Annotated in this window: 26 protein-coding genes; 6 read left to right on the forward strand and 20 right to left on the reverse strand. The window is 41.4% G+C overall.

Annotated features, from left to right (window positions below; translation table 11 throughout):
- Positions 1–174 precede the first annotated feature (174 nt).
- From BLL40_RS09875 to crcB, 6 genes are all read right to left on the reverse strand, one after another.
- A complete protein-coding gene (locus BLL40_RS09875; RefSeq protein WP_073711739.1) occupies positions 175–1,626 on the reverse strand; it encodes a nicotinate phosphoribosyltransferase in 1,452 nt (483 codons plus the stop codon).
- Positions 1,623–2,180 carry a cysteine hydrolase family protein gene (locus BLL40_RS09880; RefSeq protein WP_073711740.1) on the reverse strand — a complete coding sequence of 186 codons (558 nt, stop codon included), beginning with the start codon at positions 2,178–2,180 and terminating at the stop codon, positions 1,623–1,625. The genes BLL40_RS09875 and BLL40_RS09880 overlap by 4 nt, the downstream gene beginning before the upstream one ends.
- Positions 2,181–2,203: 23 nt before the next feature.
- A complete protein-coding gene (locus BLL40_RS09885) occupies positions 2,204–2,968 on the reverse strand; it encodes an NUDIX domain-containing protein (RefSeq protein WP_073711741.1) in 765 nt (254 codons plus the stop codon).
- Positions 2,969–3,214: 246 nt separating this feature from the next.
- A complete protein-coding gene (locus BLL40_RS09890; protein WP_073711742.1) occupies positions 3,215–4,039 on the reverse strand; it encodes an aldo/keto reductase in 825 nt (274 codons plus the stop codon).
- A gap of 78 nt (positions 4,040–4,117) precedes the next feature.
- Complete coding sequence (locus BLL40_RS09895) at positions 4,118–4,435, reverse strand: fluoride efflux transporter FluC (RefSeq protein ID WP_073711743.1); 318 nt, start codon at positions 4,433–4,435, stop codon at positions 4,118–4,120.
- Positions 4,432–4,800, reverse strand: coding sequence for a fluoride efflux transporter CrcB (gene crcB / locus BLL40_RS09900; RefSeq protein WP_083566479.1), 369 nt, complete (start codon positions 4,798–4,800; stop codon positions 4,432–4,434). The genes BLL40_RS09895 and crcB overlap by 4 nt, the downstream gene beginning before the upstream one ends.
- 118 nt (positions 4,801–4,918) lie before the next feature.
- Between crcB and BLL40_RS09905 the strand changes: the two genes are divergently transcribed.
- A complete protein-coding gene (locus tag BLL40_RS09905; protein WP_073711744.1) occupies positions 4,919–5,800 on the forward strand; it encodes a DMT family transporter in 882 nt (293 codons plus the stop codon).
- Between the two features lie 14 nt (positions 5,801–5,814).
- Here the strand turns inward: BLL40_RS09905 and BLL40_RS09910 are convergent, their stop codons facing one another.
- Positions 5,815–6,555, reverse strand: coding sequence for a YwaF family protein (locus BLL40_RS09910; RefSeq protein ID WP_073711745.1), 741 nt, complete (start codon positions 6,553–6,555; stop codon positions 5,815–5,817).
- Positions 6,556–7,096: 541 nt separating this feature from the next.
- Between BLL40_RS09910 and BLL40_RS09915 the strand changes: the two genes are divergently transcribed.
- The 4 genes from BLL40_RS09915 (at position 7,097) to BLL40_RS09930 (ending at position 12,104) form a co-directional block, all read left to right on the forward strand.
- On the forward strand, positions 7,097–8,374 hold the full coding sequence (locus tag BLL40_RS09915; RefSeq protein ID WP_073711746.1) for an ammonium transporter: 1,278 nt from the start codon (positions 7,097–7,099) through the stop codon (positions 8,372–8,374).
- A 63-nt stretch (positions 8,375–8,437) separates the two neighbouring features.
- Positions 8,438–9,418, forward strand: a complete 981-nt coding sequence (locus tag BLL40_RS09920) for a DUF294 nucleotidyltransferase-like domain-containing protein (protein WP_073711747.1) — start codon at positions 8,438–8,440, stop codon at positions 9,416–9,418.
- A 6-nt stretch (positions 9,419–9,424) separates the two neighbouring features.
- Positions 9,425–10,126, forward strand: coding sequence for an exonuclease domain-containing protein (locus tag BLL40_RS09925; RefSeq protein ID WP_073711748.1), 702 nt, complete (start codon positions 9,425–9,427; stop codon positions 10,124–10,126).
- 163 nt (positions 10,127–10,289) lie between these two features.
- Positions 10,290–12,104 carry a DUF2207 domain-containing protein gene (locus tag BLL40_RS09930; RefSeq protein WP_073711749.1) on the forward strand — a complete coding sequence of 605 codons (1,815 nt, stop codon included), beginning with the start codon at positions 10,290–10,292 and terminating at the stop codon, positions 12,102–12,104.
- Positions 12,105–12,199: 95 nt separating this feature from the next.
- Here the strand turns inward: BLL40_RS09930 and BLL40_RS09935 are convergent, their stop codons facing one another.
- From BLL40_RS09935 to BLL40_RS09985, 12 genes are all read right to left on the reverse strand, one after another.
- Positions 12,200–13,357 (reverse strand): multidrug effflux MFS transporter, encoded by a 1,158-nt coding sequence (locus BLL40_RS09935; protein WP_245797931.1) that lies wholly within the window; start codon positions 13,355–13,357, stop codon positions 12,200–12,202.
- Between the two features lie 213 nt (positions 13,358–13,570).
- The gene (locus BLL40_RS09940) at positions 13,571–14,104 is read right to left on the reverse strand and encodes an isoprenylcysteine carboxyl methyltransferase family protein (RefSeq protein ID WP_073711751.1); all 534 of its coding nucleotides are present in this window, start codon (positions 14,102–14,104) and stop codon (positions 13,571–13,573) included.
- The gene (locus tag BLL40_RS09945) at positions 14,101–15,189 is read right to left on the reverse strand and encodes a type III polyketide synthase (protein ID WP_073711752.1); all 1,089 of its coding nucleotides are present in this window, start codon (positions 15,187–15,189) and stop codon (positions 14,101–14,103) included. Before BLL40_RS09945 ends, BLL40_RS09940 begins: the two co-directional genes overlap by 4 nt.
- A gap of 237 nt (positions 15,190–15,426) precedes the next feature.
- On the reverse strand, positions 15,427–15,945 hold the full coding sequence (locus BLL40_RS09950; protein WP_073711753.1) for an acyl-CoA thioesterase: 519 nt from the start codon (positions 15,943–15,945) through the stop codon (positions 15,427–15,429).
- Positions 15,946–16,095: 150 nt separating this feature from the next.
- Positions 16,096–16,254 carry a hypothetical protein gene (locus BLL40_RS17570; RefSeq protein WP_173799918.1) on the reverse strand — a complete coding sequence of 53 codons (159 nt, stop codon included), beginning with the start codon at positions 16,252–16,254 and terminating at the stop codon, positions 16,096–16,098.
- Between the two features lie 60 nt (positions 16,255–16,314).
- Positions 16,315–17,910 carry a BCCT family transporter gene (locus BLL40_RS09955; RefSeq protein ID WP_073711754.1) on the reverse strand — a complete coding sequence of 532 codons (1,596 nt, stop codon included), beginning with the start codon at positions 17,908–17,910 and terminating at the stop codon, positions 16,315–16,317.
- A gap of 175 nt (positions 17,911–18,085) precedes the next feature.
- Positions 18,086–18,529, reverse strand: a complete 444-nt coding sequence (locus tag BLL40_RS09960) for a RidA family protein (RefSeq protein ID WP_073711755.1) — start codon at positions 18,527–18,529, stop codon at positions 18,086–18,088.
- A gap of 24 nt (positions 18,530–18,553) precedes the next feature.
- A complete protein-coding gene (locus BLL40_RS09965) occupies positions 18,554–19,291 on the reverse strand; it encodes an IclR family transcriptional regulator (RefSeq protein WP_073711756.1) in 738 nt (245 codons plus the stop codon).
- A gap of 179 nt (positions 19,292–19,470) precedes the next feature.
- Positions 19,471–20,940 (reverse strand): aldehyde dehydrogenase family protein, encoded by a 1,470-nt coding sequence (locus BLL40_RS09970; RefSeq protein WP_073711757.1) that lies wholly within the window; start codon positions 20,938–20,940, stop codon positions 19,471–19,473.
- Positions 20,941–20,973: 33 nt separating this feature from the next.
- Positions 20,974–21,765, reverse strand: coding sequence for a DUF3726 domain-containing protein (locus tag BLL40_RS09975; protein WP_073711758.1), 792 nt, complete (start codon positions 21,763–21,765; stop codon positions 20,974–20,976).
- Entirely contained in the window at positions 21,747–22,769 is a 1,023-nt protein-coding gene (locus BLL40_RS09980) for a membrane dipeptidase (RefSeq protein WP_073711759.1), read from the reverse strand. Before BLL40_RS09980 ends, BLL40_RS09975 begins: the two co-directional genes overlap by 19 nt.
- Positions 22,766–24,493 (reverse strand): hypothetical protein, encoded by a 1,728-nt coding sequence (locus BLL40_RS09985; protein WP_245797930.1) that lies wholly within the window; start codon positions 24,491–24,493, stop codon positions 22,766–22,768. Before BLL40_RS09985 ends, BLL40_RS09980 begins: the two co-directional genes overlap by 4 nt.
- Positions 24,494–25,036: 543 nt before the next feature.
- Here BLL40_RS09985 and BLL40_RS09990 point away from each other — a divergent pair.
- Positions 25,037–25,846 (forward strand): alpha/beta fold hydrolase, encoded by an 810-nt coding sequence (locus BLL40_RS09990; RefSeq protein ID WP_073711760.1) that lies wholly within the window; start codon positions 25,037–25,039, stop codon positions 25,844–25,846.
- Between the two features lie 311 nt (positions 25,847–26,157).
- Here BLL40_RS09990 and BLL40_RS09995 read toward each other — a convergent pair whose 3' ends face one another.
- Positions 26,158–26,631, reverse strand: a complete 474-nt coding sequence (locus tag BLL40_RS09995; protein WP_216820184.1) for a nucleoside deaminase — start codon at positions 26,629–26,631, stop codon at positions 26,158–26,160.
- Between the last annotated feature and the right edge of the window lie 355 nt (positions 26,632–26,986).

Genomic DNA, 26,986 nt, shown 5'->3' on the forward strand with positions numbered 1-26,986 from the left:
CGACAATGAGAGTAAATTACCTGTCATTCTGCATAACCTGCAACTATTTTGATTGAATCGAATGAATGATTCACTATGTTAAAAATTAGTTAAAATAAATCTTCATTACTTTTTTTAATTGAATAGAAGAGGTTGCCCAAAGTCAGTGAATAACTAACTTCGGGCAACCTCTTCTTATCTTGCTGACTGCGGCAGCATTTCTTCAATTTTGCGCATTTTATGATCCCAGCATGCCGGACTTAAATCGACCGGATATTGCTCTGGATTAACAGGGCGCTTGTATTCATCCCAAAAAACATCCAGACCATTTTTAACGTGCTGACGAATATCTTCAAGCGATGGCAGCTCATACACCCGTTTCCCACCAAGGAAAATATCTTCATGTAAATTGCGCGCCGTAAAATTGGTTACAAATTTGCTAATATACGTGTGAAGCGGATGAAACATTTTCAGTTTTTCTTCTTTTTGCGGTTCTTCATTTTCTAACGCGATATAGTCGCCTTCTGCTCGGCCACTAGCATTATTAATGATACGGTAAACATTCTTTTTACCTGGTGTGGTCACTTTTTCTGGATTACCGGAGATTTTAATTGTATCGACCATTTTGCCATGCTCATTTTCAATTGAGACGAGTTTAAATACTGCTCCAAGCGCGGGCTGGTCAAATGCAGTGATGAGCTTCGTGCCGATTCCCCAGCCGTCAATTTTTGCTCCTTGGGCACCTAAACTCATAATTGTTTCTTCATCTAGATCATTGGATGCCATAATTTGTGCATCTGTAAATCCTGCTTCATCCAACATTTTTCGTGCTTTTTTTGATAAATAGGCAAGGTCCCCACTGTCGAGCCGGATACCTTTAAAGTTAATTTTATCACCAAATTCTTTTGCTACCCGAATGGCATTCGGTACACCTGAACGCAATGTATCATACGTATCAACGAGGAAGACGCAATCGCGGTGCGTTTCAGCATATTTCGTAAAGGCCACATATTCATCCTGATACGCCTGTACCATCGAATGGGCATGTGTCCCTGATACCGGAATCCCAAATAATTTACCCGCACGAACATTGCTTGTACCAGCAAAGCCCGTAATATATGCGGCACGAGTTCCCCAAACGGCGGCCTCTGTTTCATGCGCTCGTCTTGTGCCAAATTCACTCGCCGTTCCGTTCCCTATCACTTGCATCATACGAGATGCTTTTGTCGCAATAAGCGTTTGATAATTAATAACGTTCAAAAGCAATGTTTCAAGCAGTTGTGCCTGCGCAAGGGGCGCTTCAATTCGCATCATCGGTTCATTGCCAAATACGATTTCCCCTTCACGCATTGACCGGATTGTACCGGTGAATGTCATATTTCCTAAAAACTCAAGATAGTCTTCCTGATAACCTGTTGAACGTAAATAATTAATGTCACTTTCTGTAAAACTAAACTGCTCAATTAACGATATAACTCGTTCAAGACCAGCAAATACACCGTACCCATTGCCAAAAGGTAGTTTCCGAAAATAAATATCAAATACGGAATTGCGATCATGTATGCCGTCACGCCAGTACGTTTCCGCCATATTGATTTGATATAAATCTGTATGTAGCATTAAACTATCATCCATGTACGTCTTCATTCATTACTCCCCTTTTTTGCTCCGAGTGCGTTCGTAAAATGACCAAGTGCCCAAGTGTGACCCTCTTCGTTAAATGAAGCAACGGCCTTTTCATGAATCACAATTTTATATCCTTTGTTATACGCATCAACTGCTGTATGCAAGATGCAAATATCCGTGCAGACCCCGACGAGATGCACTTCCGTAATCCCTCTTGCACGTAACCTTATATTAAGATCGGTACCCGCAAAAGCGGAGTAGCGTGTTTTGTCCATATAATACACATTGTCACGGTCGTGATTTTTCTCATACACATCTTGTAACTTTCCATACAGGATACGCCCTGTTGTATCGCGAATATTATGAGGAGGGAATAACATTGTTTCTGGATGATACGGATCATTTTCATCATGAACATCTACCGCAAAGACAACGTAATCCCCGCTTTCAATAAAATCTTCCGTCAGTCGGACAATTTCACCTTCCAATGCCTGGCCCACTTCCCCGCACGTCAATTTTCCATCTTGTGCAACAAAATCATATGTGTAATCAATATTGAGAAGCGCTCGTTTCATTTGAAATCCACCCCTTCATTTTTTCATCCATAAATGGATTCGATCATATCAATTTCATTAAATGTGTAAAGACGTGACGGCCGGTACGAATGACGTGTCGTTTTTTTCGGCTGCCCCGATTCGTCCAGCACTAATTCAATAAATGGCAGTTTCGGTGCTCTCGTGAAAAAAACCGGATCGGAAGCAATTTTCGGATCATTTGTTACCGTCAACAGCACCCTCTGCAATTCAGAGAGCGTAAACTCTTCAGGTAAAAAGTTCCTCGCAGTCGTTGTGCGGATCATTTCCGAACGGATCATAGAAAGTGCATCCTTAATAATATCGCGGTGGTCAAACGCCAAATCCAATGTCAATACGTCTTCAATGCTAAACAATCGCACGTCCACCGCATCGTCAGCAGCTCGACGACTGGCAAGTGCTGATTCTGGTACAATCGCATAAAATGCATTCGAAATAATCCAGCCACGCGGATCACGTCCCGGTGTATCATAGACACCAAAATGACGAATGTGAAGTCCTTCCACACCTGTTTCTTCCACCAACTCTCGTGCAGCAGCTTGGATACCAGTTTCATCCGGCTGAATAAAGCCACCTGGAATTGCCCATTTGCCTCCTTCGAAATTCGGATTGCCTTCACTATCTATTTCAGCACGCTGAATGAGCATCATATGAAGCGTCATATCCGGCGGCGCTTTCTCTTCTTTTTTTTCTGACAGAATCGTGAAAACTGCCATATCGGCTGTATAACCATCCGGTGTCCGATATTTTGAGGAATCGTAATTGTTCATTGGTTCCCCCCACTAATTATTAATTTAATAATTACTAATTATATGTCGGAATAACTCTTTTTGCAAGCAGTCTTTAAAATAAGAGATTCACTCAGCCCCGGTATTGCCCATACTCCCTGTCGAACCCCCCCTTAAACTGCTGCAGGTTATACTTTCATTCAATATGACAAGGGCTTATTCTTCTCTTTTATCTCATTCTTTTTTTATCAGAAAAAACTGCCGGATTCACTCTCCCGGCAGTTTTTATTATTTTTTATTAAATTCAGCAGGTACTGGACCTGTACGTTCACCACGGTCAAGGGCTGTAATTTGATCCATATCTTCCGGCATCAATTCAAAACCGAAGACATCGATATTTTCTTCAATGCGTGATGGTGTCACCGATTTCGGAATGACTATAGAATCGTTTTGCAAGTGCCAACGCAGAATAACTTGTGCTGGTGTTTTGCCGTGTTTTTTTGCAATCGACTGCACTGCTTCATTTTCAAAAATAGCGCCGCCCCGCATAAGCGGACCCCATGATTCCACATAGATATCATTCTCTTCACAGAATGCTTTCAGCTCTTTTTGAACAAGGTACGGGTGACATTCGATCTGATTCAAAACAGGCTTTACTTCACACTCATTCAATAAACGCTGCAAATGATCAATATTAAAATTACATACACCGATTGCTTTCACACGTCCGTCTGCATACAATTTTTCAAGCGCTTTATATGTATCCACATATGTATCTTCTGCTGGCATCGGCCAGTGTATCAAATACAAATCAAGGTAATCAAGACCGAGCTTCTCCAAGCTTTCATCAAAAGCTTTCAGCGTCTTCTCATACCCTTGATCGCTATTCCACACTTTTGTTGTAATGAATAACTCTTCACGTGCTACACCGCATTCCCGTATCGCCTTGCCTACACCACGTTCGTTTCCATAAAGGGCTGCCGTATCGATTGAACGGTAGCCTGCCCGGATAGCATTCAAAACAGCTGGCGTCGCTTCCTTATCTTCTACCTTATATACACCGTATCCAAGCTGTGGCATTTTCACTCCATTATTTAACGTAACAAATTGCATTTCTCTCCACCCTTTCCAGTGTTTACTTCACAATACAAAGTATAGCACAGCATACGTTTTTCTTTCCTTTATGCTGTCTTACAAACCGACCCATGAGCCAAAAAATCCGGCTGCACATGTTAACACAATATAAAAAACCGCTTTTTTCATTTCCATTTTACTCGCTTCCATCATCCATGTTGAAAACGTCGTAAACGCACCGAGAAATCCTGTTCCACATAGAAGCAATCCTTTCCCTTCTATTCCGCTTCCTATCATTAAACCAAGCAAAAACGCTCCACTGACATTCACAAACAATGTTCCATAAGGAAATGACCCTTTATTCAAACGATTTCCAAGCCAAAAACGCGTGATTGCCCCGAAAAAACCACCTACACCTACTGCAACAAAAATCATACAAGGCGCCCCTTCCTATCACCGAGACGTACAAAAACAAGTCCACCTACAATACTCAAAAAAAGATATAGCCATCCTTCAAATATGTTGCCTGACTCAAACAGTGCAATCGTTTCGACACTAAATGCGGAAAACGTTGTAAAAGAACCAATCACACCTGCTGTGACCGCTTTTTGTACATCCGTTGATACCACACCGCTTAGTTTAAACGAGAGATATGGAAATAAAAAACAGCCTATATAATTAGCCAAAAGTGTCGCAACTGGAAATGAGCCGCTCCACCATAAAGCCATTAACATGCTGATGCTATACCGTAAAACCGCTCCGATCATGCCGCCAATTCCGACGAGTATGTATATGTTCAAACGAAAGCCTTCTTTCCGTCAATAAGTCTCTTTTATCATTATTTTTAGTAGCGATTTTGTCAAGAAGCACTCATAATAGATTAGGTTGTTTTAACATGAAAAGAAAGAAGGAAAACACATGCAGCGTTCCATTATACTACCACTTACAATTGCAATTATTGCGATATCGTTTTCAGCCATATTCGTCAAATGGTCAGATGCACCTGCTTCTATTTTGAGTATGTATCGCATGTGTCTAGCTAGTTTGTTTTTAGTACCGATCGTCTGGACAAAGCGTACAGACTTTAGAAAAATCACAAAAAAAGACTGGCTTTTATTATGTTTCTCTGGCCTCTTTCTCGCTTTACATTTTGTTCTTTGGTTCGGTTCTCTGAAGCTGACAACGGTCGCAAGTTCAACCATCATTTTGACCCTGCAGCCGATTATCTCTCTTATCGGAGGCTTTTTTCTGTTTAAGGAACGTACAACGGCCGCTGCCTTCATGACGATGGGCATCGCCATCATCGGTGCTGTTATGATCGGATGGGGCGATTTCGGCTTAAGCAGCGAAGCGATTTCAGGAGATATTTTATCCTTTTTAAGTGTCATTGCGGTTGTTGGTTACTTATTAATCGGACAAAGTATCGTCCGAAAAGTCTCGCACTGGATTTATAGCTTTTGCGTATTTGCCTTTGCATCTATTTTCTTAATTGCGTATAACTTGGGGACAGGAGTGGCGTTTAGCGGCTATGACACGCGGGAATGGGGCATTTTTCTATTGCTCGCCATCGTCCCGACAGTAGCTCATGTCATTAATAACTGGCTTTTAAACTACGTTAATGCGACAACCATTTCAATGAGCATTCTTGGGGAGCCTCTAGGTGCCACATTGCTTGCTGTTCTCCTGCTTGGCGAACGTCTTACTGGCTGGCAAATTTCCGGTGGTTTTCTCGTCCTACTCGGCGTCTTTTTCTTTTTAATGCAGCAAAAGCAAGGAACATACAAAAAAGCGGGTAAATAAATCCCCCGCTTTTTTTAAGCACGGCGGCGGAACGGTTTCTCCACTGGCAAATTTCCTTCTCTTTTCCGTAACAACAGCCAGATCATGATGCTTAAACTGAATGCTAGCAGCTCTAGTGAGATGATATACCAAGGATAGGGGCCGAGCAGATCAAGCAGGCTTGCGCTTTCAGGTTTATGACTCAAGTACAAGTAATTGCCGCCTGTGAGCCAGTTTACGATCATTGCAAACGGCATCAATATGTTTAAAAAAAGCATCGTTTTACCAATGGAATAAATGGACGGTCTGTATCCCTTCACCCATGTAAAATAAAGCGGGATGCAGAAAATAAGCAGGTGCGTCATAAAGAAATGAAAAAAGCGAAAATGCGGAAAGTCATAATTTAAATATGGCGTAAAAAGCGCCTGCGATGCACCGAGCAATCCTGTAAACAGCAAAATTTCGTACACTATTTTCTTTTTACTAATTAACAAAATAACAGCTAAGAACAAGCTAATACTGCAAAGTTCCAGTGGAATGGCATGGCTGATCTGCCAGTTTTCATTCACTACCATCCAGACGTGATACACTGCTTCAAGCAATAGTAAGAAAACAGCCGTTCCCACTTCAACTTTTCTCAATTGGAATAGCTTCAGCCGTTCTTTAAAAATATAGAGACAACCGACAAGCATCATTAAAATGGCCAGCATAGTAAAATGACTCGCTGAAAACATATTGAAGTCATAATCTCCGTAGCTTCCCCCAAACCAACTCATCACGAAACCCCTTTCTGCCAGCTCATACTCAAATAGGCGCGGTCCGTATCGTTACGTTTCTATTCCCATAATGATAAAGTGAAACTTCATTCAGTGGGGGTTAGGTTCACAGGATGTGAATCATGCAGACGTTGTCACAGAACGTGACGATCTTAGTCTGCGTTCCGCTCATCCCCCACTTATCCTTCTTTTCAAAGTCTTGAAGTAGGGGTCTTACTACCCGTTAATGAGGGATAAACAAAAAATATACGATCATCACTTTCCAATTCCATTCCAAGTGTACCATATAAAAATCGATCTGAAAGAGTTTTTCTCAATCCCTCTATACTTACGTTTTCGTTTGAAGAATAATACAAAAACTTCCCTAGGAAATAATACTTTAAATAATTCCGCCCTTTTAAATGTTATATTTTATAACATATATCCAAAAAAATATTCAAAAAATAATTGATTAATCTTTATTTTTCACATATTATAATTACATGTTATATAACATAACATAATATAGTTATAAAAAATAATGTTTAAGGAGATGTTGAAAATGGATGATATGTTGTATTTAATGAACAGTCTATGGGTTATGCTTAGTGCCATTTTAGTGATTTTTATGGCTGCCGGGTTCGTTATGCTGGAGGCTGGGTCAACGCGCATGAAAAATGCCGGACACATCGCCGGCAAAACTGTTTTCACATTCGGCCTCTCCTGCCTCGTTTTCTGGGTTATCGGATTTGCTTTCATCTTCGGAGATAACGCAAACTTTTTCATCGGATTATCGAATTTCTTTTATTCCGGTTATGAACTTGAAGATATGAATTTATCATCCTCCGTCTTCTTCATATTTCAAATGGCATTCGCAGGGATTGCGGTCACCATTGCGCTCGGCGGTTTCGCGGAACGTGCAAAGCTCTCTGTATACGTCCTCTTCACCATTTTATTTTCCGCATTCGTTTACCCCGTTGTCGCTCACTGGATCTGGGGCGGCGGTTGGCTGGCTGAGCATGGCAAACAAGATTTTGCTGGCTCGACTGTCGTTCATTTAACAGGTGCGATGGCTGCACTTGCCGCAACGTTTTTGCTTAAACCACGTATCGGCCGGTTTAATAAAAACGGTTCGGCTAATGCAATTCACGGTCACAATCAGGTCTTCACATCACTTGGCGTCCTTATTCTTTGGGTTGGATGGTTCGGTTTTAACGCAGGCAGCACATTATCAGTCGATGGTGGTTTTTTTGGATACGTTGCACTGAACACGAACCTTGCAGCTGGTGCCGCTGCTGTTTCGGCATTGATTATTTCATGGGTTGTTCTTGGCAAGTCTGATATTCCGACCATTTTAAACGGCGCACTAGCAGGGCTTGTTGCGATTACCGCATCTTGTGCATTCGTTGACATGTGGGCATCGGTCGTTATTGGCTTAATCGCCGGTATACTCGTATTCTACAGTGCACGTTTAATTGAAAAAATGGGCATTGATGATCCCATTTTTGCCCTTTCTGTTCATGGTATTCCTGGTATTTGGGGGACATTATCCACCGGTCTCTTCGCCACACCAGAACTTGCAACGATCGGTCAACCTGGTCTTTTCTACGGAGGCGGCTTCACACAACTCGGTGTACAGGCAATGGGCATATTCGTCAGCGGCACTTTCGCTTTCGCAGCGTCATTCATTATTCTTTTCGCCATTAAAAAAGCACTTGGCGGACTCCGCGTTTCAGAAGAAGAGGAAATTATGGGTCTTGATATGAGTGAACATGGTAGCTACGGCTATCCAGAAGTATTCGCTAATCATACAAATCAAGCTATATCAGGAGAAAAATAATATAATTCATGCGCAAAGCAGCTCCGCTTTGCGTATTATTAGTTAAAAAGGATGTGTTTAGGTATGACGACGCGCGCTCACACATACGCAGACATCCGCCTTGCAAAAGACTCAAGTATGGAGCGATACCTTCATTCAACACAGCGGCTAAATGCCTTTCATGACGGGATTATGATGAAGGTATTTTTAACGGCCTTGCAAAAGCATGAAGAAACAAACGGTGCTCCGCCTTGCCTATTCACATTATTTTTACTCGGCAGTGCCGGTCGTTGTGAACAAGGAACACTCAGCGATCAAGATCACGGCATAGTATATGAACTTCACACAGATGATACTGCGGATTATTTTTTAACTCTTGGCCAAACGTTTTCAGATGGTTTATACGAGGCGGGCTATCCGTACTGTGAAGGCAGGGTCATGAGCTCCAACCCGATCTGGTGCCGATCAATTGAAGGATGGGAAACGCAGATTCATTCATGGATCAAAGATGAAACACTTGATACGATTCGCTCACTTCATATGATTTGCGATGCGCGGGTGCTTTACGGGGAGAAAACATATATCTCTTCATTAAAAAAACAAATTTCAGCATTGGTAAACAACAATCGGCATTTATTGAAACGTTTTTTTGAAAACATTCAATATATGAAAAAGTCCGTTGGGTTATTCGGACAGATTTTCACTGAACAAAATGGTCAACATACAGGTGCACTCAATTTAAAACAGGCGGCCTTTTTTCCGTATGTCAATGCGATCCGCGTGCTAGCTGTCAAAGAAGGAATCGAGCCTTCCTCGACATTAATAAGAATGAAAGCATTAAAACAAATTCCTGCATATGCAAGCAGGATAAACGAATGTGAAGAAGCATACCGGATGCTGCTTGACTTCCGACTTCGCGCTCTCAAAAATGCAACCGATTATGGCAGTTCTCATTACATTCATATCGACAAGCTCGGACCGATCCGAAAAAAAGAACTGCGTCACATTTTAAAAACGGCAGAGGCACTTCATCATTACGTGCAGCGACTTGTAGAAAAAGGATGATCCACTATGGGCTTTAACGATTTCATGAAAAATTTAAGCGGCAACCGATTTACTGGTTTACAGGGCGGCCGACAGGATATAGCATTTATGCGTAGATTACAGCGGGATTTGCGAACGAAGGAGACGACTTCGATTCCACTTGATGAATTGCAAGTGATCGTCTTTGATTTGGAAACAACCGGCTTTCACCCCGATAAAGGTGATCAAATCTTGTCCATTGGTGCTGTGAAAGTGACCGGCTGTCAAATAGAAGATGAATACTATTCGCCCGTTCGTTACGAAAAGATTCTTCCTCCTTCTATTAAAGAACTGACCGGTCTTGATGAAGCAGAATTAAAAAAGGCACCGGAGCCGGCTAATGCACTTGAACAATTTTTCAAATTTAGCGGAGCGTCTCCACTCGTTGCCCATCATGCAAGCCATGAAAAAGCGTTTATGCAGTACGCAAGCCGAAAATACTTTCGCACCCCTTTTTCTCACCGGCTCATCGACACGTCATTCATGTACCGTATTGCTGAACCGGATAACCGGTACGTCCGGCTGGAAGACTGCTGTACACATAATCAAATTACCATCATTGGACGACACCACGCACTTGGTGATGCCCGACTCACTGCCGCTTTATGGGCCGTTTATATTGATAAACTACAAAAATTAGGAATCAATACATTGTCACAAGTATACGAAAGACTCGCCTCGATCCGATAAGAGATGGGTCTTTTTCTTCATTTTCCCTATTCTCTGAATCTTTTCTTTCTAAATGATCGTAACATCTTATAGAAGGAGGCGACTTCTACTGAAAAAACAACTCGCACTTTTCATTCTTTTTCTCTTTTTATTTGCACCATCTGTTTACGCCAGATCCTATTCTATGAATGAAGTAAACATTCGAACTTGGATTCAACCCGACGGAGACATACTTGTCAACGAAATTTTCCATTACACATTTAATGGAGAATACGACCGGGCCAGACGCTCCATTCATAAAGCAGGACATGACGGCGTGGAATATTTTGAAGCATATGAATTAACAAATGTGAATGCAAAGCTTGGCTTTGTCAACCAAAATGATTTACACGCTTTATCTGTGGAACAGGAAGACAACACTTTTTATGCATCCCTTCCCGCAGCAAACATATCGAAATCAGTCTTTTACATTTATGAACTTAAAAATGCCGTCAAATCGTACGATACATATAGCGATCTCACCATTCCTTTTTTCGGAACAGATGGGAACCACGGTGAAACTTTGGAAAACGTCACGATTGATATCGTCTTTCCCGAACAAATAGAGCCCTCTCAATATTATGCATTTTTTCATGATCGGCTCGGGACGGTAGAAGAAAAAGGATCAGAAGTCGCCCGCTTTACAACACCCGCTTCCATGCTTTATTCGCTGACCGAAGTTCGTGTTTTATTTCCTTCGTCAGTGATGACCGGACAAACAAAAGGGACCGAACCGATGACGATCACAGAAGCGGTCGACGCGGAAAACACACTCGCTCAGTCCTTTCATAAGAAAGAAAAACAAAAAGACAATCTTAAGACACTATTAACGGGACTATCCACAGCTGTTTTCTTGGGAATAATCGCTGTCATACTCATGAAATTCCGCGGCAGACATGGGGATTCATTATCATTAATCCATCATGACCCTCTTTATTTGTATATGATTGACCGGGCTGGGAAAACGGATCATTATGCCTTTTTAGCCGGACTTTATTCACTTGTTGAAAAAGGATTCGCATCTGTGCAGGTAAGCCGGACGCACGGCCGTTTTTATAAAGATCCGGATTCCCCGGACAATACGCTGCATTTCACCTTGACCGGAGATCGAAAGCGATTGTCTAATTGTGAAAAGAAACTGGTCAAGGCTCTTTTTAACAGACGTAATACCTTCACCGTCCATGATTTAGCTGGTGCAACCAAAAATGAAAAAACACGCAATACCACTCTTCACAATTATCAGAAAAAAGTACAGACCTTTAAACAGTACGAACAAGAATGGGTGGATCACGTCATTGATGAGATGAAAAAAGCGGGCGTCATGAGTGACCGGCTGCCGCGATTTTTAAAAGGATGGATACTGCTGACTGTATTCGGGTTTATATTATACACGTATATGATTGATTCATTGGACATGTCCACGATGATTGTATATGGAATCATCGGACTAGTGCTTATCATAACCATCTGGCGGAAGCCAAAAAAACGCTGGCCCGCACCCGCTTTCTTCGCAGGATCAGTTCTTGGGTCTGCTATGCTGTACGATGTTGATGCTACTTTATGGCTTGTACTATTTATATTACTTAGTGCCGTTCTTTATTTCTTAACACCTCGCTTCCTCTTGTCCAGTAAAGCTGCTTTTGTGAAAGCAGACATTAGGCAGTTCCGGAAACAGCAGAATATGCTAGGTAACGACATCGAAAAATGGACAGTGCGTTCACTGCTTCTACAGGCAAAAAAAACGGTGTCTCATAAAACGCTGGATACAGAACTCGCATCTGTTGCACCACTTACATTTTTAATCCTTTCCGATGAAGAACCCGTTCGTTACGTTTCAGAAACGTGGAAATGGAGCGTACCGCGTGGAAGCAGTTCTTCTTCCTCAGACAGTGGCGGTTTCTTCGGAGACAGTGGTGGTGATAGCGGAGGGGGAGATGGTGGCGGTGGCGGTGGTGACTGATCTCTCAAACGAAAAAAAAGGGCCTGTCCCCAAAGTTAGTGAAACTAACAAGGGGGCAGCCCTCTTTTTGCTTTAATATACCTTTAAAATAATGTTCAAATCTTGCGCCGGCATAATAAAAAGTATGCACAAACGGCTGCCAGATGACAAATGATCATAATCATCCCCATCGGAAGCGGTGTTCCGCCGCCTGCGATACCGGCAAGGGGTGCAACCGCGGCACCAAAAATGTAGGGCATTAAACCGAGCAGTGCAGACGCAGCACCGGCCGTTTTTTCTTTTCCATGCATTGCAAGAGAAAAGCATGCTGTCGCTACAACACCTACGCTTGCGACAGAAAAAAATAACGGAATGAGTACAGCGATTAAATGCGCTTTCATAAGAAGCATTAAAAATAGCATGCTGCTTCCGCCAAGCGCCATCGATAAACCACATACGAGCAGCACGGATTCTTTCACTTTCCCTGCAAGACGCCCGCTTACTTGCGATGCAATAATAATTCCGACACCATTTGCTGCAAAACATAAACTGAACTCTTGCGGTGACAAACCGAAATAGCCTTGCAGAACAAACGGCGAACCTGAAATGTACGCAAACATTCCTCCCATGACAAATCCTTGGGCCAGACAGTAGCCCATAAATACTTTATCGACGAGCAATGTTTTAAACGTTACAAGTATATTTTTCAATCCGCCCGCTGATCTCCGGTTGTCCCGAAGCGTTTCCGGCATCCAAAAAAAGACAGCCATGACCATCATGATTCCGATGACCGCAAGTACGCCGAAAATGCCCTGCCACGACACAAATTCCAATAGCTGTCCGCCGACAACCGGTGCCGCAATGGGTGCAATACCGTTAATTAACATTAATAGCGCAAAAAACTTTGTTAATTCCGGACCGTCATACATATCACGTACAACTGCACGCGCAATAACGATTCCTGCCGCCGCAGATGCACCCTGTACGAACCGCATCACAATCAATCCTCCGATCGATGGTACAATCATACATAACATAGATGCAATCGCGAATACGACGAGGCCTGCTAAAAGCGGCTTCCGTCTCCCCTGAACATCACTGAGTGGCCCCATTACAAGCTGACCGGCTGCAAGGCCAATTAAAAAAGCAGTCAAACTAAGCTGGGCCATCGACGCTGTCGTCTGCAAATCATTTGCTAAAATCGGCAATGATGGCAAATACATATCAATCGACAACGGACCAAACGCTGACAACGAACCGAGCAGCAGCGCCATCCATAAGCGTTTTGAACGGCTATGCACCTGCTGATTTTCTAAAACATTTTCTCTCACACTTTTCCCCTGCCAATCTATCTGATTTCCCCATCATACAGCATTTAAAGACATAAGAAAATGCCTGTTTCCGGCTCGCAACTAGCGCACTATGGAAACAGGCATCTTATTTTATTCCTTATATTTCTCATCCCGCTAATTGATGCTCCTTCGTCTTCAGTCCATTTTAAACACTTTATTATAATCTGTTGCTTCAACAAGCGCTTTTTCTTCGATCTTAATCCGGATCGACAGTACCATCATGTTCAGCACTGAAAAGATAATGGCTGTATAGTATGCTTGAAATAGAAGTGGCAATATAAGAAATTCAGCAGCAACAATGGTGTAATTCGGGTGCCGCATCCACTGGTAAGGTCCCCGCTTTACAACGTTCGCGCCTGGTAAAATAATAATTTTCGTATTCCAGAAACGGCCAAGTGAAGCAAGACTCCACACTCTACCAGCCTGTGTAAGTAAGAAAAGAGACACCCACAACGGCCACCATTCGCTTATGGATCTTTCCAACAAGATCACTTCAGCTGCTAAGCTAATGAAAAAGCCTATATGAAGAGAAACAATTAGCGGATAATGTCCCGCACCAACTTCATAAGCTCCCCGTTCACGCATCCACTTTTCATTTCGTTTTGCAATAACAAGTTCGACAAGCCGCTGCATACAAACAACAGTGATGATGAATAAGAAAAGTGTCATGTTTCTTTCCCCCATTCCAGAAGAACTAATTCTCCGCAAAACCCAGGGCCTAGCGCTGCCATTAATCCATAATCCCCTTTCCTCACTTCATTTATCATAAAGCGTTCGAGCACATATAAAACTGTTGGTGAAGACATGTTACCGAATTCAGATAGTACGTCCCAAGCGTGTACTGTTTTCTCTTTCGTTAGATGAAGCGTGTCCTCATACGCATCGAGCACTTTTTTTCCGCCTGGATGGGCAACAAAATGCTCGATTTTATCGATAGATAGATTCTGCTTTTGCAAAAATGTCTCGACAAATACACCGAGCCACCTGCGTATGATCGACGGAATATCACGTGAAAAAATAACATGAAGACCGCTGTCTCTCATATCCCATCCCATCACGTCCTCTGAATCCGGCATCAGTTTTGATTCTGTACGCAAAATAGATGGCGTAAGCCGCTTTGTCTTCACATCTGCTGCATCACCCGCGATAAGTGCACAGGCAACACCGTCCGCGAACAATGATGTGCCGATTAGATTACTTTTGGAGCGGTCGTTTCGTTGAAAAGTTAAACTGCATAATTCGACCGAAAGAACGAGCACTTTCGCTTTTGGGAACGCTAGGCAGTATTCATGTGCGCGACTAACACCCACTGCCCCTCCCGCACAGCCCAGACCCCAAATGGGAATCCTCTTTGTATCCGCTGAAAATGGCAGTCGGTTCATAATTCTTGATTCAATCCCGGGCGTTGCCATACCCGAGCTGGAGATGAAAAAAATAGCATCTATCTCTCCAAAGGACAATGGTTGTTCTAAAAAACGATCGTCTTTTAAACAGCTTTCCACTGCTTTTGTTCCATAGTCTGTCGCTAACTTAATATATAAATCATTTCGTTCCTTTAGACTATGTTCATGACGAAACCATTCAAGAGGCATAGACAAATGACGCTTCTTAATTTGCCCATTTTGAAAGACAGGCAGCAGCCGTTCAATATCTTGAAAATCTTCTTGAAATAATTCCCTTACAAAGTCCGTCACCTCCCCCTGCATAAGTTCATGCGGTGGATGAAACGTACTGACCGAGACAATTGTCGGCATATGAAATCCCCCTTTTTCACTTTTTACCAGTTTGACCTATTTTTCCTTAATTATTCAAGTATTGTCGTGACATCTGTATTAAGTAGATGAACCGCATGTATTCCCAATCAAGTTCTCTCTATTTCTAAATCTCAGTTTCTATTTCCAAACAGAAAAAACATCCCTTCAGCCGATTCTTTTAAATACGGTGAATGGATGTTTTTTATTAAACCTTATTAATATATAATGAATTCTTGACTAGTTCATTTCGTTGAACGTTTTCATTGTTAAAAATCCTGCTAAATCTTTGCTTATTTGTCTTTTTTGATTACGTATTTTTGCTCTCTCTGGTGCCGTTTCGTGTAATTTTATTTCTTCTTCTGTTTCCGGCATCACAGATGGCACTTTTATAGGACGTTTATCTTGACCCAATGCAACAAATGTTAATAAGGCAGTCGCTGCTATTTTACATTCACCGCTTTTTAAATCTTCAGCAATTATTTTGACAAAAACCTCCATGGATGATGTGCCTGTCCAAGTCACATACGATTCAAAGCATACAGAATCAATCGGCCGAACAGGGTGTAAAAATTCGACAGAATCGATTGAGACTGTCACACATTCTCGTCGGCTGTGACGTGCTGCAGAAATAGACGCTACTTGATCCACATCACTTATAAGTCGCCCACCGAATAATGTATTATGATTATTCATGTCATTGGGGAATATACGACTCGTTCTTATTACCCGTGATTCCCTGCAATATTTGCTTTCCATCTATACATCTCCCCAGAATATTTAAATCTATTATATGATTTTTTCTCTGCTCATTGATAAAAGAGAAAGATGTTTAAAGTTGTTGTAAACAACAACTTTAAACATCCTTTATTTCAATTAAGTTTATTATTTTTTAATTTCTTTCGATACTTAATGAGGGAGTACAGCACGTTTCGGGCTACTGCAGTAAACAATTTCAGAAAGAATCTTGCAATCCTCAATTTGCCTAAATTTTTTCCTCGCTTCTTCTTCCGTATCAAATTCATACATTATTATATTTGAGTTTGAATAGGCCGTAATAACCCACATAAAAGGTTCCTCCAATGGTGAAAGATGAGTAATGTTTCTTCTGGAGTGTACATAGTCTATTTACATCACTTCTATATCTGCATCTTTTTTCAAATCAAGTAAAGAAGTATTGTCTTGTTTAAGGGATAACTGAGCGCCTTTACTAAACTGTTCCTTCGCTAAAATGCCTGCTACTTTTGGAGCCGCCCAAAACATCGGCAGCAATAATAGCGAAACAGGAATGGCCGTTACGACGATAAAAGACTGAATGGCCCCAATGCTTCCTTCACCGATCGTCAGCAACACAATCGCCACTAGTCCCATAACAGCAGCCCAGAAAATACGCATACCTTTAGCTGGATTGCTATCACCCGTAACGGCAACAGAAATCGTATACGCCATTGAATCTGCAGTGGTGACAACAAACAATATCGTCACGACTAAGAAAGCAGGTGCAAGAATGACACTAAGCGGAAGCTGCTGTACGATCGCGATCATCGCAGCTGGCATTCCTGCGCTATTTAATGCGTCAGAAATAATGCCTGGCTGTGCGAGTTCGTAAAAAACACCCGTACCCCCAACAACCGTAAACCAAAAATTCGTCACGATTGGTGCAATAATGGCAATGGCTACAACGATCTCTTTAATCGTCCGCCCTCTTGAAATACTCGAAATAAAAATAGCCATCATCGGTCCATACCCTAAAAACCAGCCCCAAAAGAAAATAGTCCAGGAACCGAGCCATAATGAATCCCCTCTATACGTACTTAGTCTCATAAATTCTTGAAGATAAACACCCGTTGAAGAAACAAATGTATCCACAATAAATCCACCAGGTCCCATTAACAATACGGCAGCCATGAGGATAAGCGTCAATACTACATTTAGATTACTTAAAAATTGAATTCCTTTATGAAGGCCTGTCACAGCCGAAATGATTGAAATGACAACTACACTGACAATGATCAATATTTGCGTCGTTTCCGTATTCGGTATCCCGAACAACGATTCTAATCCATAAGCTGCCTGCAGGCCTAAAAATCCGATCGGACCGATAGTTCCAGCGGCCACTGCAATGATTGAAAAAGCATCCACTGCTGTTCCGAGTACACTTTTTTTCATAATTTTCTCTCCAAAAATCGGATAGAGAAGAGAGCGAGGTTTTAATGGCATCCCTCTATGGTAGTGTGCATACATAAGAACAACCGTGCTCAGTGTTCCTAAAATCGCCCAGGCAAGAAATCCCCAGTGCAAGTAAGTTTGTGCAAAAACAGGGATGATGGCTTCTTGCGTATGTGGCGCTACTCCTTCAAACGCAGGCGGCGTGCTAATAAAATGATACATAGGCTCCGCAGCGGCCCAAAACACCCCTCCTCCTGCAAGCAATGTTGTCATGATCATCGCAATCCATTTAAACGTAGAAATTTCAGGTTTGTCTAACAGACCCAGACGAATTTTCCCGTACTTTGAAAAGGCCATTCCAAGGGCAATGAAAAAAGTACCAAGAAGCAGAATCTGCCAAAACGCGCCAAAATATTTAGTTGCGAATGCAAATGAAACGTTTACTATATTGGACACAAATTCTAAATTAATGAACGATGCAAGAACAAATAGTAAAAGCAGTCCCCCGCTGATTATTAGAACGGGCCAGTCCGTCTGTGTTTTTTTTCCATTCATCTTTTATTCCCCACCTTCGTTATATGTCGAGATGCAGCTTTCAATGGTTCGAAATTTTTTTCACCTTTTTTTAGGAATAATATCATACATATGAATACGCACGAATATGCTAGGATCACGCATAATGTAACCGCTTTCTTTAGTAATAAAGTGGAATGTTCATTCCACTTTATTACTATTCTATTTCAACGATAACGTCAATCTCAACAGCTGCTCCTCGCGGCAACATAACACCAACCGCGGTTCTTGCATGACTGCCAATATCTTCTCCAAATAACTCTACAAGCAGATCAGAAGAGCCATTCATCACTTTTGCCTGGGACGTAAAATCAAATGCTGTATTAATAAAACCTAACAATTTAACAAACTTTTTCACACGGGACAATTCACCAGCATGTTCCTTAATCGTCGACAATGCATATAAAATAGCCTCTTGTGCTGCTTCGTATCCTTGTTCAATTGTTAAATCAGTTCCTACTTTTCCAATATGACTATATGATAGACTTCCTGATAAATAAAGCAGGTTTCCTGATTGAACACACGAGATGTAGTTTCCACCTTTTGCTTTTTTTTCAGGAAGTGATAAATTCATTTCTTTTAGCTTTTCTTCAGGTCTCATAGTGATCTCCTTCTTCGTTCATAATTAAATAAGTGATTCGGAAATTTCATTTGTGGCATTTAATAAAACGGGAATACTAGACTTCATTGTTTGGCGATTCCAGCGAAATGTCGGGCCTGAGACAGATAACGCACCAATTACACGCTTTTGTGGATCAAAAACGGGTGCTGAAATAGCAGACACATTTTTATTCACTTCTTCTTCATTGATCGCATACCCATTTTCTTTTGTTTCATCTAGCAATCTACGGATACGTCCTCGTTGTTCCGGCGCCACTGAAAGCAAAATCCGCTCTTGTAATTCTTTTGATTGGAATGCAAGTATCGCTCGTCCACTGGCACCGATATAAAGCGGCAGGCGTTTCCCAACACCTACGGAACGTCTAATTTCTTGCTGGCTTTCATATTCAAGAGCGCACACCCTTACATGGCCGCTCGGTACATAGAAACCAGCTGTTTCTCCCGTTATGTCACGCAACTTAATCAATCTTGGTTCAATGACAGGTGCGAGAGGCATTTCCGTCAAGATTTTATTCGCATAATCTAAAAAAACGGCTCCCAGCGAATATAGCTTTGATCGAGGATCTTGAAAAACCATTCCTTCTACTTTTAATGTCGTTAACAAACGATGCACAATTGTAGAAGACAGTTCCAGTTCTTTACTAATATCACTCACACCTTGAGGACCAGGTGTTTCATTTAAATAGTTCATAATTTTTATAGCACGCACAACAGTTGCGGCTACTTCCGGCTTTGTTTTCATTTAATAACCTCCACAAAGAAGAATAGCAGTAAAAGAGACTCCTCTTTTTCTTTGTGCCCTATTGTATCATATTCACTCATCACTTTTGATAAAACGGTGAAAAGGGGAAATGCTTTTCCCTCTTCACTGTTTTAGTAAGCTGGTGAATATGCACTTTTGATCGTTAATGGATGGTTTTCTTAGTTGCTGTTAATGTACCGCGTTTTATTTTGGCAATAAAATTCAACGGCTTCACTGCCTAACTCTTTATAAGTGCCTGTGCTTGATTGCTTGTAACCGCCAAATGGAGCTTGGAAAAATGTTCCTGTTGTTGTCATATTCACTTTCACTATCCCTGCTTGAATCTCATTCAGCGCTTTTGTCATATAAGACAAGTTTTTCGTGCAGATAGAAGCTGACAAGCCGAATGCAATATCGTTGGCGATTTCGATCGCCTCATCAATATTACTTGTCTCAATGATGCTAATAACAGGTCCAAATACTTCTTCTTGGCCAATTGTCATCGAAGACGTGACGCCGCCAATGACCGTTGGTTCAACAAAATAACCGTGTTCTGTTCCAGCTTTTTGCGGAATACCGCCGCCAACAAGAACTTCTGCTCCTTCTTCTACTGCTTTCTTCACTAGATCAAGCGTCGATTGGCGCTCACCTTCGCTTACTTGAGGACCGATATCCACTCCTTCTTCAAATCCGTTGCCGACTTTGATTTCCTTCGCGCGGGCTACGAGTTTTTCTGTGAACTCTTTAATAATGTCTTTATGGACGATTACCCGTCCCGTCGCTGTACACGCTTGACCTGTTTGTCCGAATCCTCCAGCGGCTGCAAGCTGAACGGCAGTTTCGATATCTGCATCTTCCATGACGATTAGTGGATTTTTCCCACCCATTTCAAGCAAAACGCGTTTCATGTCTTTCGATGCTTCTTGATAAATAAGGTTTCCTACACGGTTAGAACCAGTAAACGTAATCCCTTTAACAGCTGGGTGGTGAATCATTTCTGTCACAAGTCGCCCTGGACCGACGATTTGGTTGACAACACCAGCTGGAACTCCTGCTTTTTGAATAATCTCCATAAACTTCGAAGCGGTTAAAGGTGTTTCAGAAGAAGCTTTGAGCACAACTGTATTTCCACATAAAATCGCAGGTGCAATTTTCCATACCGGAATAGACAGCGGGAAATTCCAAGGTGTCACAACGAGAATAACTCCGAGTGCTTCTTTATGTGTTTCAATTTGCACATTCGGCATGTCTGACTCGATGATTCTGCCTGTCATACGCCGTCCTTCTCCTGCGTAAAACTTGACGATACCTGCTGCGTAAACGATTTCTTTCAAAGCGTCAGCGTACGTTTTCCCTTCTTCTTTGACAATGATGTTTGCCAGTTCCTCTTGTTCTTCTTCCATAATGGCAGCGATTTTATACAAATACTCACCACGCTGTGGAGACGGAACCTTTTTCCACGTTTTAAATGCTTCTTCTGCTGCAGTGAGTGCTGCTGCAGCGTCATCTGCTGTTGATTGCTGAACGTGGGCAACGACTTCTCTCGTATCAGCTGGATTAACAATGTCAATAAAGTCTGTGCCTGATGGCGTTGTCCATTCACCATTAATAAAATTTTTCAATGTTTTTGTTTCGTTTGCAGTTGTCATGAAGATTCCTCCTATTAATGTTATTGAATGGTATTAAGCAAGCTCTCCTGCTCCGCGCAGTCTTGATAACTCGGTTGATTCAACGAGAATATTTCGTCCAGTTTGATGTACTTCATCCCATAGCGCGCGATCCACTTCTGCGCCGTACTGATGAGAATTTTCCAATGTGCGTTTCACATACTCAGAATCGATGATTGGAATGTTTCTTTCTTTTGCTTCTTTTTTTAGCTTCTCAAGAAGATGAGCAACCACTTCGACTTTTTTCGTGCATATTAACAAAAATTCATTTGAGCTTTTTTGTCTATCTAGATTGTCCAGTGCTGCATGGAACTCGTTCTCAAGATTTATATGAAGGCCTTCTGCCAATACAGGATAAGGACTATCTGGAGTAGCAATGATCCAAGCTGGAGCACCTTCTGCCGTTTGATAGTGAATGACGCATCCTTTTCCTTTTGAGGCAATCCAGAAAGCCTGCTGGGCAAAAAGGGAAGATGTGGATGTATTTTGTACATACACAACGGCTGTTTCTGTTTTTGCTAATTGAGCGCACGCATAGTCACCCACTGTTTTCCCCACTAGAAGACCGCTTTGTCCACCGCCTTCAAAATGAGTGATTCCTTCTTTTTCAGACAGTAATCGAATGTTTTCCATCTTACTTGCTTTCATTCGATCTAACTCACCCGTTAATACGTTCAGTCCTAAAAGCCCACCAAACTCTCCCCACGCTACCGCTGCTGCCCCATCTTCTGCGCAGCCGTATGGAATGCCGCATGCTTCAAATACTTTTTTGCAGTGTACGTACAATTCTAAATAAGAGACACGCATTTTTCCAGCTCCTTTTCCGCTTTGAATCCCTCGGTAAAGAAACGCAGCCAATTTCCTCCCATCACCGCGGATACTTCTTCTTGTGTCATGCCTTTATTTGCAAGTCCCATTGCGATGTTTGGGAAATCCGCTGGTGTTTTAAACCAGGACTGCCACTCTGGCCAAGATGGGTTGTCTTTTGAACCGGCGCCATAATCAATTTTGTGCGTCCAACGTCCCATACGCATCCATTTTAAAAATTCATCAGACATATTTAACGTTAAATCCGTTCCAATGCCGACATGTTCAATGCCCATAAAATCAACGGTGCGCACAATCATATCGCAAAATTCTTCAAGCGTTGTTTCAGGTCCATTAATTAGATGAGGATACGCACAAACGCCAAGCACGCCGCCGTTGTCTCTAAGCTCACCTAGCAATTCTTTTGATTTGTTGCGCTTAGACGGATAAATCCAATCTGGGTTTGCGTGAGTTATAGCGACCGGACGGCTTGAAGCAGCGATGGCGTCAAGTGATGTACGATTGCCAACATGAGATAAATCCACGACCATACCGACCCGGTTCATTTCTTCAACGACTAGCTTTCCATATCTTGAAAGCCCTGTATCTTGCTCTTCATAACAACTGCTGCCAATTAAGTTTTGATTATTATAAGTAAGCTGCATAATTTTTACCCCAAGATCATTAAAAACAGAAACAAGGGCGAGCTCATCTTCAAGTGCGGAAGTATTTTGTGCTCCTAAAACAACACCAATCTTCCCGCTTGCTTTCGCTTTTAAAATGTCTTCCCCTTTATGAACAGGCATGACAAGATCTTCATGCTCGGCGAAAAAGCGGTGCCAAGTTCCCAATTTGGTGAGTGTTTCACGAGCATTTTCCCATAGGCCACAGCATGCGTGAACACATGTTACGCCGCCTTTCTTTAAAAGCAGCAGAAAATCACGGTCCCAATTACTTAACTCTAACGCATCAATGATAATCATATCTTCTATTTGAATAGTCATTTAGTCTCCTCCATTACGGGTAATTGTGGAAATATCCACGTGTCATCAAATGCTGTACCTATTTCTTCTACGAGCGGAGCTCCCTGGAAAAGAGTAATGCGCACCCATCGGTTTGATTTCGGATCAAATCGTTCAGCCCCGAAAAAAGCCAGCTTGCATCTTAATAAGTATATAGGCAGCATATCTTCACTTAACAAATTGCATTGTACTTCTCCATATTCATAACCATCTAAAGATTGAATGCGCTTTACAATCCCTTTACACTCGGGATGGTGCAATAAAAATGCGGCAACCATTTCATCTTCTGAACGACCTTGTAACACATCGTTTAGCTCTTGTACTTGTTTTGCAATATGAAGCGGCATCGCCCGATCTTCACCCGGCTCTTCTCCACATATTCCCATACGCGGTTCTTCTTTTTCAACAGAGCGGTACCAGAAATAATGATTTTCACGTTTATCGCTAAAGTTATATTGAAGTGCCCAGCTATACTGTTTCTTCATAATCTCTTGAAGCGTTTGTATCGTCATCTCAGGAACGAGCTCATACACTTCATCTACATTAAAACCGTTTTCTAAATCAACCACATGATCTGCATGTACTTCAATCAATAAAGAATGAAGCAGCTCTTGCATGTCAATTGAAGCGCTTTCTTTAGCTATTTTTGTAAGTTCAATCCAAGGTTGTTCAACTGCCTTCGATTCAAACGTTCCATTTTCCATATATTCCTTAACCAGCGTTTTCATTTTTGCACATTCAGCTGCTAACTGTGTCGGATTTACGAATACGTTTACATCCAAAACAGGTGATTGTTCAAAGTAGATTTGAGATTTGTTCAAAAGTCCCATAAAGCGCTTACACTCTTTCCCTGTTGGGTGTATGTTCTTTACACGCGCAAGTGCTTTTTCTCGAATATATACCCACTGATGAAGCAATCTAGGATGATTGATTAAAAATGGTACCATCCCAAGTCCCGTTGCATTACCAGTCCCAATAAAGCGCTTTATTTCTGGATGCAGCTTAGATGCATTCGGATTTTTCTGACAAGCTATATGTTCGACAAGTTCAAAACTGAAATGCCGGAGCATATAAACCGCAAACATTTGTGCTTGAAATGTGCCGCTAAACGAATGATTTTCTTTTATTTTTTCATAAGGCGCAATGCCGAACTTTCCATTTCCATATACAGCAGTTGTTCTGAGTAAATAACCAATATCCGTTAAAACTTGCAGGTCTGGCTGTTTCCCTGCCATTAATGACTCTATTACATGATGGAACATTCTACCGCTTTTATTCGCCCTTGACCACACAAGGTCTCCGACATCCCCACGTCCAAATTCTTGTTTTGGAAGCTCATTTCTCAACCGTTCTATTTTTTCGTCCGATGGGATTCCTTCACAAAGAGCAAATGTAACATCCCATTTTTCCGAAATCACCCGGTCGCTTCTTTCCTCATCGCTTATTTCTGTTGAGAAAACGATAAATGTGAACAGCCCTTGCGGTGTAATAATCCGATAACTCGCTTCTCCATATCCTTCTTTATCTAAAGAAAAGAGAACCCTTTCAATTTCCCATGCTTCTTTCATCATTTTTCGAATCATGATCCGTAAAAAGCTCAAACTCGTTAAACGAAAGGCACCTAGTCTTTCTATCTGCATCACTTCAGAAGCTGACCGCAAAAAATCGTTTCCTTCTTTTTTGTTTATTGCTTGATTTATTATCAAGAAAAAACCTCCATTCCATATTTCATTTTCCCGAATATAGGAATCGTTTTCCGAATTAATTTATTTTCTTTATATTACAATACAGATTCTTTGCCTGTCAATATGTTTTGATAATTTGATATGAAATAAACTGAATCTTATTTAAATAATGAGATATATTTGGCATTTAAACTTGCTGCCACAGTCGGTATGAAATAGCTAGATGATGTCTTAGAGATTACCTTAAATCGCGACCCAGTATCCTTATTTTGATTTGTGCTGTGCACTGATTCCATTTATAAAATTTTCTTATCATACGTTTTCATAGAACAGAAAAAAAGCCCGCGAGAAAATTTCACCAGCTCATGCTAAGACATCTATATCTAACCTCATACCTCACACATTGATTGTTACTTTCACTATCTTAAATTCGTATATTGAATAAGTCATTCGTCGTCCAAGATTAATCGAATAATCATAGGAAAACATTTTTTCTAGAAATGTTATTTACCTTAAGCAAATTGAATAACCTTCTAAGTGATAATTTTTCAAGGGGGAATTGCAGTGGGATATTATTTAAGAGTAGAACCTGATGTAAATATTTATGTGGAAGATGTGAATCGGGAAAGTGAAAAAACAATCTTATTTATACACGGATGGCCAGTAAACCATAAGCTGTTTGAATACCAGTTTAATCACTTGCCTTCTCTCGGGTACCGATGCATCGGCATGGATTTGAGAGGATTCGGCAACTCGGACAAACCATCGAGCGGCTACTCCTACGATCGGCTAGCCGATGATGTGCGGACAGTGGTGGATGAACTTTATTTACAAAACTTCACACTTGTGGGACACTCTGTAGGTGGAGCGATTTCCGTACGATATATGGCACGTCATAACGGGTATGGGGTGTCTAAACTTGCCTTAATAGCAGCTGCAGCGCCAAGCTTGACGATACGCCCTGATTTTCCGCAAGGAATCCCGAAAGAAGCAGTCACAAACATCATTCAGAATACGTACATTGACCGCCCTAAAATGCTTCAAGATTTTGAAGGCCAATTTTTCTTCCAGCATACAACGCAGCCTTTCTCCCAATGGTTCCTCCAAATGGGATTACAGGCAGCCGGATGGTCTACCGCAGCAGTTGCCACTTCGTTTAGAGACGAAAGCTTATTCTCTGATCTCAGACAAATACAAGTTCCCACAATCATTCTTCACGGTGTTCATGACAAGGTTTGTTTGTACCCGCTTGCTGTAGCACAAAATAAAGAAATTAAAAATTCTAAGCTTGTTCCGTTTGAAAATAGCGGTCACGGTTTGATGTGGGAAGAACGAGAAAAGTTGAATCAAGAATTAATAAAATTTATAGGATAGAGATGGGATCTTAAGCGTAGTAATATTTGTTGTTTAACTAAATATTATAAAGTTGACCAAGTTGATTGATTTAAATTTACTAAAATATCATTTATAACCATATAAGGTTGACCACAACCGTGGGATACCAACCCTGTCAGCTATACAGTTCATCCCCTGCTGATAAAAACACGATTAAAGTAGGGGTTCTTTTTCTGGGTAAAATCTGATAGATAAAAAGAAGTAGATGTTTGGCTATTTCAAAATCCCCTCTAAGTAAAAAGCTGGTTACTCAAAGGGTATTAATCGAGCTATTATATTGTATCCTGGATTTAATTAAGCTCCTCATTTTTTATATTACCCCATAATTCATAAGGATGTTCAGAATCTGTAGTACTCTCTATTTGCCTAATTGGTAAGGTTTGCTTTTCAATAGGGAGTCCGATTTGCTCATATAGATGGGCTGTAGATAACCCGAATTCTTTAGCTTGTTCATTAGAGTAAGCAAAATAAACTGCCTTTACTCCTGACAAATGTATAGCACTTAAGCACATAGGGCAAGGTTGACCACTCGCATATAGTTCACATCCTGTAAGCTGTGCTGTCTGCAAGTATTGAGAAGCTTTGCGAATAGCCTGAATCTCAGCATGAGCAGTAGGATCATAGGTTTCTAAAATGTCATTAACACCTGTTGCAATGACTTTCCCATTCTTTACAATGACCGCTCCAAACGGTCTTCCCTCTTTTACCTTTACGTTTTTCCTTGCTAAGTCTATTGCTTGCTTCATAAATTCATTTATTTCCACTATATTACACCTCTAATTTTTAATTTCTTTTTCATTGTAATATAAGAGTACATTCATAACTAGATAAAATCCTTTAAGGGGGCTCTTGTGCAAATTTAATTTAATGATACCCAGCTTTTCACATAAGAGTAGACCTTGCTGGAAATTCTCATGAAATAAGTCACTTTAATTTAAAAAACCGTCCAGAACATTTGGACGATAGATAGCATTATTTTTTTGTTTAGCAGTCATTAAAAAGCAGTTCACTCGTTTGATTTCCTGTAAATAAGCAAAATCTAAAAAAGAAGAACAGCTGTCGCTGTTCTTCTCATTGCCTGGCGGCGTCCTGCTCTCACAGGGGGAAACCCCCAACTAC

The organism is Domibacillus mangrovi, assembly GCF_001906925.1.
Classification (GTDB): domain Bacteria; phylum Bacillota; class Bacilli; order Bacillales; family Domibacillaceae; genus Domibacillus; species Domibacillus mangrovi.